We start from the raw sequence: 12,275 nt of genomic DNA, 5'->3' as shown, positions 1-12,275 counted from the left end.
CATTTCATAAACAAAAGATTAAAATTAATTTAGATTTTCGCTTTTGCGGAATTAAAAAATAAAACAATGAAAGTATTAGCAAACGATGGTATATCAAATAGCGGAATCGAAGCTTTAGAAGCAGCTGGATTTGACGTTAATACCACAACCGTAGCACAAGAACAATTAATAGATTACATTAACAAAAACGATATTACTGTACTTTTAGTAAGAAGTGCAACCAAAGTTAGAAAAGACTTAATAGACGCTTGTCCAAACCTAAAAATAATAGGTCGTGGTGGCGTTGGTATGGATAATATTGATGTAGAATATGCACGACAAAAAGGCATTCACGTTATTAACACGCCTGCTGCATCTTCACATTCTGTTGCCGAGCTAGTTTTTGCTCACCTTTACGGATTAGCAAGATTTTTACACAATGCCAACAGAGACATGCCTTTAGATGGAGATTCTAAGTTTAAGGAGCTTAAAAAAGCATACGCTAAAGGAACCGAATTAAAAGGAAAAACCCTTGGTGTTATTGGTTTTGGACGTATTGGTCAAGCTACAGCCAAAGTTGCAATTGGTGCAGGAATGAAAGTTATTGCTTTTGACCCATTTATTGAAAATGCCGACTTAGAATTAGAGTTTTTTGACGGACAGAAACTAAATTTCAATATAAAAACTGTATCTAAAGATGAAGTAATTAAAAACTCAGACTTTTTAACGCTTCACGTACCAGCACAAAAAGAATACGTGATTGGTAAAGACGAATTTGACAACATGAAAGATGGTGTTATCATCGCTAATGCTGCTCGTGGTGGCGTTTTAGATGAAGTTGCTTTAGTCAACGCAATAGAAAGCGGTAAAGTAGCAAGAGCTGCTTTAGATGTTTTTGAAAAAGAGCCACAACCAGAAATACAATTATTAATGAATGCTAATTTATCATTAACGCCTCATACTGGTGCAGCAACTAACGAAGCGCAAGACAGAATTGGTGTTGAGTTAGCAGATCAAATTAAAAGTTTGCTATTAAACGACTAAAACAAACGTTTTATAGAATAATATTAAATAGAAAAAGCCTCAATAAAAAATTGAGGCTTTTTTCGTAAATTAGATGTCTTAACAGTTACAAACCTTAAAAAATTAAATAAAATGGCAGGAATTTTAGATTTACTAAACTCAGATATTGGTAAAACAATTATTAGTGGTGTTTCTGGATCTACAGGAACAGACGAAAACAGAACAAGTAGCGTATTAACTATGGCTTTACCAGTTATGATGAAAGCTATGGAACGTAACGCAGCTTCTTCACCAGAAGGTGCTCAAGGTCTTTTAGGAGCAATTATGGATAAACATGATGGTAGTATTTTAGACAACCTTGGTGGATTATTTAGTGGAGGCGTTGATGAAGACGTTAAAACAGATGGTGATAAAATTTTAGGTCACGTTTTAGGTGCTAAAAAAGAAGGCGTGCAACAAGTTATTGGTCAAAAAGCTGGTCTTGACGCTGGTTCTGTTGGTGATATTTTAAAAGTAGCTGCACCAATTTTAATGGGTGTTTTAGGTAAACAGGCTAAACAAAACAATGTAAGTTCTACTAACGATTTAGGCGGATTACTTGGTGGATTACTTGGTGGTAGCGGCGCTAAAGAAGAACAAAGTTTCTTAGAAAAAATATTAGATGCAGATGGCGATGGTAGCGTTGTAGATGATGTTGCAGGAATGGTATTAGGTAGCGCTAAGAAAAAAGGTGGACTTGACGGACTTTTAGGTGGTTTATTCGGAAAATAATTACCAACTAACATATTATAATCAAGCCAAACGTTATGTTTGGCTTTTTTTTGCTATAATTTTAGTAACTTTAGTAAAAACAGAACTATGAAAAATTTAGCTTTAGTTGCTATTATTCTTTTAATAGCTTTTAGTTGTGGTACAACTCAAAAAACTGTTGAGACTGACAAAAGTCCTGCGCAGGTTGGAGACACCATTAAAATAGCTAGCGAAGAATCTGAATACGACATTATTATAATAGAACCAGGTTTTAATGTTTGGTTAAATACAACTGCTAGACCAGAAGGTTTTTACAACCAAACTTATCTTGAAAACAAGAACATTTTTTATGTACAAGCTTGGAATAGTCGTGTATTACAACCTCAGCGTTACAATCCAAATTTGTATGAAATGCAAATTAATTACCAACAACACATAGATTACGGTTACGAGGTTAATTACAAACTTTATAATTACTTCATTTATTTTCAAAATAAGTATAATCAAAATCTTTTAGGCGGTCGTGTGCCTCCTTTTTAAATCGTTTTGTATTTTTGCAGCTGTAAAAATCAGCTATGAAAGCATTTAAACAACGCTGGCAAATTCAACAAAATTGGCAGCTCCTCTTCCCTATTTTAGGCGTATTAGGTTTACTTTATTCTAGTTACAAACTGGCTAATTTATTTTTTGATAATATCTATCTAAAAATAGGTCTAACTCTTGTAATTACATTTGTATTATTAAAATTTACCCTATTCTTATTCAGTAAATTAGAGAATAAATGGAAGGTTACTTACCGCTGGGAATTAATTACCATATTTATCGTTTTTGCAATTACAGGATCTTCTTCAGTCTTTGTAGGACGACCATTAATAAAGTTTATAGGAATTACTAAAGAAAACTTAAATCCTACTGTTTATTGGTTCTTATATATTATTATTGGGCTAATTTTTTACCAAATCCTATTAGTTTGTTTTGGTTGGCTGTTTGGTCAATTTAAATTTTTCTGGAATTTTGAAAAGAAAATGCTAAGACGTTTTGGTTTAGGACGCTTTTTAAACGAATAAATGCACACAATTAAACACATACTAACAAAAGGCTTTGCAGTACTACTTACAGTAGCTGTGTTGTTACCTGCTGCGGTAAAAGCTATGCATGTGTTTGAAAACCACAAACATGAGGTGTGTACAGAAAAAACTAGCGATCATCACTTACACCAAATAGATGTAGATTGTGACTTTTATAAAATAAAACTCAACAATTCGCTATCATTTTCTGTATTTAGTTACACACTTTTAAAGGTTAAAAATAATCATAAGCCTATCCTTTCTCAATACCAATTTATTAGCTCTTACCAGCGATTAGGTATTGTACTTCGTGGTCCGCCACAATTTGTATAAACACTGTTATAGATTTCGCTTTCGCGATATCCAATTTATTATTTAAAACACTTTATACAAATTCATATTTAAAAACATGAAACAATTTTTATTTATGCTAATTGCTATGGTATCCACCGTAACAATTGCACAAAACAATATATCTGGACAAGTCACCATTAATGATTCTTCAGAGCCTATTCCTTACGCAAATATTTATTTTCCGCAGTTAGAAAAAGGAACAACTACCGATGACAACGGAAATTTCACTATAAATAATTTACCTTCTGGTGTTCAAAAAATAACCATTTCGGTGATTGGTTTTGAAACCTTTTCAGAAAACATTACGCTACCAGCAACAAGTCCGTTTCAATTTCAATTAAAACCTTCTGCTATAGAAATGAGTGAAGTTATACTTTCAACGCCATTTCATAAGCTTCAAAAAGATAATGTAATGAAGGTTGAACAAGAAAAAATAAGCACTTTAAAAGCAAAAGGTGCTGTAACTTTATCTGACGGAATCACTAATATCGCTGGTGTAGAAAGCATTACAACTGGTATGGGAATTGGTAAACCTGTTATTAGAGGTTTAAGTAGTAATCGTGTGTTAGTTTACGCGCAAGGTGTAAGACTAGAAAACCAACAGTTTGGTGCAGAACACGGTTTAGGCATTAGCGATGCTGGTATAGAAAGCGTCGAAGTGATAAAAGGTCCAGCATCTTTACTTTACGGTAGTGATGCACTTGGTGGCGTTTTATATCTAAATCCTGAGCGTTTTGCAGATCCAAATAGTACTGCAACTAATATAAACACTAGATATTTTACAAATACAGATGGTTACAATGTTAATTTTGGGTATAAAGCATCTGCCGATAAATTTAAATTCTTAATTAGATTAGGTCAAGCAGAACATAGCGATTATCAAACCCAAGATTATAGAGTAACCAATACACGTTTTAGAGAACAAGATTTAAAGGCTGGTTTAGGTTACCAAAGCACCAATTTTAAAACCGATTTTAGATACAATGTTAACCTTTCTAAACTTGGTATTCCTGAAGACATTGGAATTCAGTCTGATTTAAAAACACCTTTAGAGCCTTACCAAAGCTTAACCAACCATATTTTAAGTTCAAAAAGTACGTGGTTTTTTGATAATTCTAGCTTAGATATTAACTTAGGTTATATCTACAACGATAGACAAGAATTTGAAGACCATCATCACGAAGAACACGGTGAGGAACACCATGACGAAGATGAAGATGACCATGATCATGACGAAGATGCGCACGAAGAAGAACATGAAGATGAACACCACGAAGACGAAGCGCCAGCACTACATATGAAGTTAAAAACCTTTAACTACAACATTAAATACAACTTACCTGCTATGGGTAGATTTGAAACTATTGTTGGTGTACAAGGTATGCTTCAAAACAACAGTAATTATGGCGAAGAACAATTAATACCAGACGCAACAACTAATGATGTTGGTGTGTTAGCTACATCACATATTCATTTTGAAACTTTTGACTTGCAATTAGGTGCACGTTTTGATCACAGAAGTATAGATATAGACAATGCTATTACTAAGCAATTTAACAGCTTTAATGGTGCTGCTGGTATCAAAGCTAATGTGACTAAAACTATTGTAGCACGATTAAACCTAGCCACAGGATTTAGAGCACCAAATTTATCTGAGTTAGTGTCTGATGGGACTCACCACGGAACAAATAGATACGAAGTAGGAAATATAGACCTTAAAAATGAGCAAAACTTTCAAACCGATTTAGCCTTAGAATATGCTAACGAGCATTTTGAAATTTTTGCCAACGGTTTTTATAACCACATTAATAATTACATCTATTTAGCGCCTAACGGAAATTTTATAGACAACACACCTGTATATAACTATTTACAAAGTAATGCGCGTTTATATGGTGGCGAGTTTGGTGTACACTTACATCCGCATCCTTTAGATTGGTTACATTTAGAGTCTAGTTTTGAAACCGTAACAGGACAACAAGATAATGATGATTATTTACCATTAATACCTGCTAACAGTTTAACCAACACGTTACGTGCAGAGTTTAATACCAATACCCTAAAAAACAGTTATGCATTTGTAAAACTGCGTACCACATTTGCACAAAACAATGTGAGCCAGTTTGAAACCACAACACCAAGCTACAACCTTTTAAGCGCTGGTGTTGGTACAACGATTACATTATTTAAAAATCCTTTAGATATAAGCATTGCAGGTACTAACTTAACCGATAAAGTGTACATTAACCATTTATCACGCTTAAAAACAGATGGTATTGCTAACATGGGACGCAATATTAGTTTTGGTTTAAATTATACTTTATAACTGTTAATAACATAGTGAAGATTACTTCAAAAAAATCCCGACTTAGCGTTGGGATTTTTTTATATTTAGATATTAAAAGTTATTTGAATATTTAAAACTAATTAACAAAATATATTAATGGCATTAAGCTGGAATGAAATAAAAGATCGAGCGTTAAAGTTCTCAAATGAATGGGCAGAAGAAACAAAGGAACGAGCTGAAAAAGATAGTTTTTGGAATGATTTTTTCAACGTTTTTGGAATATCACGCAGACGAGTGGCAACATTTGAAGAACCTGTCAAAAAATTAAGTGGAAATCAAGGATTTATTGACCTTTTTTGGAAAGGTACTTTACTTGTTGAGCATAAATCAAAAGGAAGAAGTTTAGACAAAGCTTTTGAGCAAGCAACTGATTATTTTCCTGGACTAAAAGAACACGAATTACCAAAATACATTTTAGTTTCAGATTTTGACAAAATCAAACTTTTTGACCTTGACGAAAAAACTGAACACGAATTTCACGTTTCAGAACTTTACAAAAATGTAAAACTCTTTGGCTTTATTGCAGGTTATCAAAAAAGAACTTTTAAAGAAGAAGACCCAGTAAATATAAAAGCTGCTGAGTTAATGGGAAAACTTCACGACCAACTTGAAGAGTTTGGTTATAAAGGGCATCATTTAGAGGTGTATTTAGTTCGTTTACTATTTATACTTTTTGCTGACGATACAAGCATTTTTGAAAAAGATACTTTTAAAGAATTTTTAGACCAAAAAACAAACGAAGACGGAAGTGATTTAGGAGCTTTAATGGCTCAATTTTTCCAAGTTTTAAATACACCAAAAGAAAAAAGACTTAAAAACTTAGACGACCATTTAAATCAATTTCCTTATGTAAACGGTAAATTATTTGAAGAGTTTTTACCTATTGCTTCTTTCAATACCAAAATGCGTAACATTTTATTGGAAGCATCTGGTTTAGATTGGGGAAAAATATCACCTGCGATTTTTGGTTCACTATTCCAAAGTGTAATGAACCCAGAAGAGAGAAGAAATTTAGGAGCTCATTATACTTCTGAGAAAAATATATTTAAACTTATCAAACCACTTTTTCTTGACGAGTTAAGAGCAGAATTTGAAAAGATAAAATCAAGTTCTAAAAAACTCAAAGAGTTTCATCATAAATTATCGACTCTAAAATTTCTTGACCCAGCTTGTGGAAGTGGAAATTTCTTAATTATTACTTACAGAGAATTAAGACTTTTAGAAATTGACATTTTACGTGAGCTATTTAAAAAAGGGGAACAAGTTTTAGATGTTTCCTCTATTCTTTGGTTAGATGTAGACCAATTTTACGGAATAGAATATGACGAATTTGCAGCAAAAATAGCAGAAGTTGCTATGTGGTTAATTGACCACCAAATGAATATGCGTGTTTCAGAAGAATTTGGGCAATATTTTGCACGTTTACCATTAAAAAAAGCAGCTAAAATTATACACGGTAACTCTTTAAGAATCAATTGGGAAGATGTTGTGCCCAAAACAGAACTTTCTTACATCATTGGAAATCCACCTTTTATTGGTGCAGCAATGAAGAACAAAACTCAAATTGAAGATATGAGTGTTGTTTTTGAAAAAACAATTAATTACGGTAAATTAGATTATGTAGCTGCTTGGTATTATTTAGCTGCTAAATATATTAATGATACAAATATCGAAGCTGCTTTTGTGTCGACTAATTCTGTATCACAAGGAGAACAAGTTTCGATTTTGTGGTATGAAATTTTAGTTAATCAAGGTTTGACAATAAATTTCGCTCATAGAACATTTAATTGGAAAAATGATGCAAAAGGTAAAGCTGCTGTTCATTGTGTTATTATTGGTTTTTCTTTAAAAGAAAAACAGAAAAAACTCTATGATTATTATGATATCAATGGTGAACCTGATGAAATCATTGCTCGTAACATCAATCCATATCTAGTTAATGGTAATAACATTTTTATTGATAAAACTAGAATTCCAATATGTAACACTCAAAAAATGATAAGAGGTAATATACCATATGACGATGGTAATCTATTATTATCACAAAACGAAAAGGATGAATTAATCAAGACTAACCCAGAGTTAAATATTTTAATAAAAAGATATGGAGGTTCTTTTGAAATGCTTAATGAAAAATGGAGATACTGTTTTTGGCTTAAGGACATTAACCCTAGTTTAATACAAAAATCAAGTATTCTAATAGAAAGAATTAATAAGTGTAAATCATTTCGTGAATCAGCCAAATCTAAATCAGTAAATTCAAAGGCTTCAACACCTTACCTTTTTGGAGACATTAGACAACCTGAAAATGATTACCTTTTAATTCCAAGAGTTTCATCTCATAAAAGAAACTATTTACCAATAGGTTATATACCTAAAGAAACAATTCTGGCTGATAGTGCGTATGGTCTTCCAAATGCTACAAAATATCAATTTGGGATTTTGCAATCACTTATGCATAATGTATGGATTAGAACTGTAGCCGGTAAACTCAAAAGTGATTATAGGTATTCTAACAACTTAGTTTATAATAATTATCCTTGGCCACTTGAACCTAGCGAAAAAAACAAACAAAAAGTAGAACAAAAAGCTCAAAAAGTATTAGATGCAAGAGCAGAATTTCCTGATAGTAGTTTAGCAGATTTATATCATCCGTTAACAATGCCTTCTAATCTAGTAAAAGCACATCGAGATTTAGATAAAGCAGTTGATTTATGCTACAGACCTCAAGCCTTTACAAATGAAACTGCTCGAATTGAATACTTGTTTGACTTGTATAATCAGTACACAGAACCATTATTGAACGAAAAGAAAACAATTAAAAAGTAAAACCAATCCTATTTAACATCAATAGTTTGATCTTGTTTTTTGTTTGAAAATACATAGGTATATAACCACATAATGGTAAAGGTTGGGATGACGTCAAAACCAGGTAGCGCCTCTTCTATAAAAGACACTACTGCTGCTACTCTACCCGTTTTACCTTTATAAAGTTTAGTCATTAACCATGCAGATGCTGGTGCCCAAATGATGTCTCCAAATTCGCCAATACCAGGAATAATAAAAGTAACATATCCTAAAGCATCAAAAAGCAAACCTAAAAACAGTTTGGTGTATTTGTTTGTGTTGTTGTTCATTTATAATGTTTTGAATTCTATAAAGTTAATAGCAAATAGTATTCCAAAAATGAAAGAGTAATACGTATTTGGTGTTTGGTAGTAAGTTATTAGTCTTTACTAATTGTTCGTTTTAATAAAATTTCGTCAATTCGAGTGAATTTTACGATAGTAATGAGTAAAATTTGTATCGAGAATAAGAATTTTTGCTTATTAACCTTTTCTCGATAGCTCTATTGAACTTATCTAAATACAATTTTATCGTTTTACTTCGACTACGCTCAGCAATCACTCAAAATCACTCAAACTTTTCAACTTTGAACTTTTAAGCTAACTCAAATCTGCATTAATCAGATTTAAAAACTCAGTACGTGTTTCAATATTTTGAAAAGCGCCTCTAAAACCCGATGTTGTAGTTACCGAGTTTTGTTTTTGCACGCCACGCATCATCATACACATATGACTAGCTTCAATCACTACAGCAACACCAGCAGGTTTTAAAGTATCGTTTATACAATCTAAAATTTGATGTGTTAAGCGTTCTTGTACTTGCAAGCGTCTTGCAAAAACATCTACAACACGTGGTAATTTACTTAGTCCGACAATATGTCCGTTTGGGATATAAGCAATATGTGCTTTACCAAAAAATGGCAAAATATGATGTTCGCAAAGCGAATACAATTCAATATCCTTAACAATAACCATATCATGATAATCTTCTTTAAACATGGCGCCTTTAAGGATTTCGGCAGCATCTTGATTGTAACCTTGCGTTAAAAACTGCATGGCTTTTGCGGCGCGTTCTGGTGTTTTTAGCAAACCTTCACGTTTGGTATCTTCACCAAGTTCTGTAATAATACTTTTGTAACGGTCTTTTACATCGTCGGTTACTTGCATGTTGTATTCTTCAAATTTCTTGTATGGCATAATAGTTTAATTACTTCACAATAAAAATAGTGTTTTCTATTAATTAACCATTGATTCTCTATAATTTCTGAAAAGATTTTAACGTTATCTTATGAGAAAAATGCAATGACAAACATAGTTTTGCATCCTTAAGTGTAACATTATTACTTTTGTATAGTCTTTATTGAGAAAACCACATTTAATCAATCAAAATGAAATTAATCTTAACATCGCTATTCACCATATTATTAGCATTTCAACTCAATGCTCAAGACAAAAAAACTTACCAAATAAAACGTACAGATATAGCACCAAAAATAGATGGTGTTTTAGATGATATCGCATGGAATGATGCACAAATTGCAACAAATTTTACCGAATTTAGACCAGATTTAGGCGATTTGCCTAACAAAGAAAAAAGAACCGAAGTAAAAATGACGTACGACGATGCTGGTATTTATATCGCAGCGTATTGTTATGACAATCCAGAAGATATTTTAAAACAGTTTACACAACGTGATAACTTTGGTCAATCTGATTTTTTTGGCATTATTTTTAACCCTAATAATGACGCACAAAATAACACCGAGTTTTTTGTATTTAGTTCTGGAACACAAGCCGATGCTGTTGAAAGTCCTAATAACGGAGAAGATTTTGGCTGGAATGCTGTTTGGGAAAGCGATGTAAAAATGCAAAACGACGGTTGGATTGTAGAAGTTAAAATACCTTACAGAGCTTTACGTTTTACCCAACAAGAAAACCCAACTTGGGGCATACAATTTCATAGACATTACCGTAAAACTAGAGAACAAATGACGTGGAATCCTGTTGATCCTTCTAAAGGAAATATTGGATTATATCACGCCGAACTTAAAGGCATCAAAAACATATCGCCACCAACACGATTAAGCTTTTTTCCATACGCTTCTGGATTAATTAGCACCTATGATAATGAAACCGAAACCGATCTTGCAGCTGGTATGGATGTTAAATATGGTATTACCGAAAATATTACGCTTGATGCCACATTAATACCAGATTTTAGTCAAGCAGGTTTTGATAATGTGATTTTAAATCTTGGTCCATTTGAGCAACAATTTTCAGAAAGAAGACAGTTTTTTACAGAAGGTATTGATTTGTTTAGCAAAGGTAACCTCTTCTACTCTAGACGTATTGGTGATGCACCAAGCGGATTTCCTATTTTAGATGATGACGAAGATATTATTGAATACCCAGAAAAAGTGCAGCTGTTAAATGCTGTAAAAATTTCGGGACGTACAAAAAATGGTTTAGGAATTGGTTTTTTTAATGCTATTACCCAAAAAACCTATGTAGACATAGAAAAAACTCAAGTTTTAAACCCAAATTCTGACAACGAAGAAATAAGAAAATCTAGACGCAAAGCTATTGTAGAGCCTTTAGCTAACTACAATATTATGGTTTTAGACCAGCAGTTTAATAAAAACTCTTCGGTAACATTAATCAACACCAATGTAACTAGAGATGGCGATTTTAGAGATGCGAATGTGACTGGGTTTTTAACCAATATTGTCAATAAAAAGAATACTTACGGTATTTATGCCAATGGAAAAATGAGTACGTTTAATGACGTATCGGATAAAGAAAACGGTTATGCTGTAGAAGCTGGAATTGGTAAAATTAGTGGTAAATATAGAGTGTCTTTGGACTATAATTATGCCGATACTAATTTTGATCCAAATGATTTAGGTATTCAGTTTAGAAACAATTATAATAATTTTAGTGCAAGTGCTAGTTATCGCATATTTGAACCGACAAAACATCTAAATAACATGTATATAGGTACTTGGTTTAACTATAATAGGTTAGCTACACCTAGCGTGTATACCGGAAAAAATACAGGTTTTGAATTTAACGCTACTAACAAAAAGTTACTTAGTTATGGTATTAATAGTAACTGGAATATTGGTGAACAACATGATTATTTTGAACCTCGTAATGGTTTTAATAGCTTTTTTACAACCAAAAATTATGCGCAAACCAATATATGGATTTCTTCTAACTACAATAAGTTTTTTGCATTAGATGCTAATTTTGGTTACGGACGTTTTTTTGATAAAGAGCGTGATAACTTTAATAATTATTGGTTTGGAATCAATCCTAGATTTAAATTTAACGACAAGTTTTTATTATTGTTAGGTTTTGATTATGATGACTATACGGCAGATAGAGGTTATGTAAACGGACAAGAAATTTACGACCGTATCATTTTTGGTCAACGTGATAGAATACAAATTACGTCTAGTATTTCTGGAAGCTATAATTTTAATTCTTTTAACGCATTAACGTTAAGTTTTAGAAACTATGTAAGTACCGTAACCTATGACCCAGAAATGTATGTTTTACAAAGTAATGGACGTTTGGTACAATCTGAGGTTTACACCAAAGAGAATATAAGTTACGATCCTGATTTTAATCCAGATATTAATTTTAATACTTGGAATTTAGACTTAAGCTACACGTGGCAATTTGCACCTGGTAGTCAGTTAACAGCTTTATATCGTAATCAGATTTTTAATCAATCCTCAAACTCAGATGCAAGTTATTTTGATACGTTAGACGATTTATTTAAGCAAAAGCAACGTAATACCTTCTCTTTAAGAATGGTATATTTTATAGATTATAACGATTTAAAAAAGGTATTCTCTAAAAAAAGTAACTTCATCTAACCTTGCTAAAGCTAATTTAAAGTAG

10 protein-coding genes are annotated in these 12,275 nt (G+C 32.3%); 8 read left to right on the top strand and 2 right to left on the bottom strand.

What is annotated here, in order from left to right:
- Positions 1–66: 66 nt before the first annotated feature.
- The 7 genes from WA327_RS10355 to WA327_RS10325 all read left to right on the top strand — a co-directional run bounded on the left by WA327_RS10355 (position 67) and on the right by WA327_RS10325 (position 8,349).
- On the top strand, positions 67–1,023 hold the full coding sequence (locus tag WA327_RS10355; protein WP_336069434.1) for a D-2-hydroxyacid dehydrogenase: 957 nt from the start codon (positions 67–69) through the stop codon (positions 1,021–1,023).
- A 111-nt stretch (positions 1,024–1,134) separates the two neighbouring features.
- Positions 1,135–1,773 carry a DUF937 domain-containing protein gene (locus WA327_RS10350; protein ID WP_336069433.1) on the top strand — a complete coding sequence of 213 codons (639 nt, stop codon included), beginning with the start codon at positions 1,135–1,137 and terminating at the stop codon, positions 1,771–1,773.
- A gap of 87 nt (positions 1,774–1,860) precedes the next feature.
- Positions 1,861–2,292, top strand: a complete 432-nt coding sequence (locus tag WA327_RS10345) for a DUF6146 family protein (protein ID WP_304140695.1) — start codon at positions 1,861–1,863, stop codon at positions 2,290–2,292.
- 35 nt (positions 2,293–2,327) lie between these two features.
- Complete coding sequence (locus WA327_RS10340) at positions 2,328–2,819, top strand: DUF6787 family protein (RefSeq protein ID WP_336069432.1); 492 nt, start codon at positions 2,328–2,330, stop codon at positions 2,817–2,819.
- Positions 2,820–3,152, top strand: a complete 333-nt coding sequence (locus tag WA327_RS10335) for a hypothetical protein (protein ID WP_304140699.1) — start codon at positions 2,820–2,822, stop codon at positions 3,150–3,152.
- Between the two features lie 76 nt (positions 3,153–3,228).
- Complete coding sequence (locus WA327_RS10330) at positions 3,229–5,499, top strand: TonB-dependent receptor (protein WP_336069429.1); 2,271 nt, start codon at positions 3,229–3,231, stop codon at positions 5,497–5,499.
- Between the two features lie 117 nt (positions 5,500–5,616).
- Positions 5,617–8,349: a DNA methyltransferase gene (locus WA327_RS10325; RefSeq protein WP_336069425.1), complete on the top strand. Its 2,733-nt coding sequence runs from the start codon at positions 5,617–5,619 to the stop codon at positions 8,347–8,349.
- A gap of 8 nt (positions 8,350–8,357) precedes the next feature.
- Here WA327_RS10325 and WA327_RS10320 read toward each other — a convergent pair whose 3' ends face one another.
- A complete protein-coding gene (locus WA327_RS10320; RefSeq protein ID WP_336069423.1) occupies positions 8,358–8,657 on the bottom strand; it encodes a hypothetical protein in 300 nt (99 codons plus the stop codon).
- A 309-nt stretch (positions 8,658–8,966) separates the two neighbouring features.
- Complete coding sequence (folE, locus tag WA327_RS10315) at positions 8,967–9,563, bottom strand: GTP cyclohydrolase I FolE (RefSeq protein WP_336069420.1); 597 nt, start codon at positions 9,561–9,563, stop codon at positions 8,967–8,969.
- 191 nt (positions 9,564–9,754) lie between these two features.
- On the opposite strand from folE, the gene WA327_RS10310 reads away from it, so the two are divergent.
- Entirely contained in the window at positions 9,755–12,250 is a 2,496-nt protein-coding gene (locus tag WA327_RS10310; RefSeq protein WP_336069418.1) for a DUF5916 domain-containing protein, read from the top strand.
- Positions 12,251–12,275 lie beyond the last annotated feature (25 nt).

It is taken from the genome of Mesoflavibacter sp. CH_XMU1404-2 (assembly GCF_037029465.1).
Lineage (GTDB): Bacteria > Bacteroidota > Bacteroidia > Flavobacteriales > Flavobacteriaceae > Mesoflavibacter.
Note: the sequence above shows the minus strand (reverse complement) of the source record. Positions and strands in the feature narration are given on the sequence as shown.

What these genes read in the sequence shown, in the direction of transcription:
- WA327_RS10355 (WP_336069434.1), top strand. Translation starts at nt 67, where the DNA reads ATGAAAGTATTAGCAAACGATGGTATATCAAATAGCGGAATCGAAGCT.
- WA327_RS10350 (WP_336069433.1), top strand. Translation starts at nt 1,135, where the DNA reads ATGGCAGGAATTTTAGATTTACTAAACTCAGATATTGGTAAAACAATT.
- WA327_RS10345 (WP_304140695.1), top strand. Translation starts at nt 1,861, where the DNA reads ATGAAAAATTTAGCTTTAGTTGCTATTATTCTTTTAATAGCTTTTAGT.
- WA327_RS10340 (WP_336069432.1), top strand. Translation starts at nt 2,328, where the DNA reads ATGAAAGCATTTAAACAACGCTGGCAAATTCAACAAAATTGGCAGCTC.
- WA327_RS10335 (WP_304140699.1), top strand. Translation starts at nt 2,820, where the DNA reads ATGCACACAATTAAACACATACTAACAAAAGGCTTTGCAGTACTACTT.
- WA327_RS10330 (WP_336069429.1), top strand. Translation starts at nt 3,229, where the DNA reads ATGAAACAATTTTTATTTATGCTAATTGCTATGGTATCCACCGTAACA.
- WA327_RS10325 (WP_336069425.1), top strand. Translation starts at nt 5,617, where the DNA reads ATGGCATTAAGCTGGAATGAAATAAAAGATCGAGCGTTAAAGTTCTCA.
- WA327_RS10320 (WP_336069423.1), bottom strand. Translation starts at nt 8,657, where the DNA reads ATGAACAACAACACAAACAAATACACCAAACTGTTTTTAGGTTTGCTT.
- folE (WP_336069420.1), bottom strand. Translation starts at nt 9,563, where the DNA reads ATGCCATACAAGAAATTTGAAGAATACAACATGCAAGTAACCGACGAT.
- WA327_RS10310 (WP_336069418.1), top strand. Translation starts at nt 9,755, where the DNA reads ATGAAATTAATCTTAACATCGCTATTCACCATATTATTAGCATTTCAA.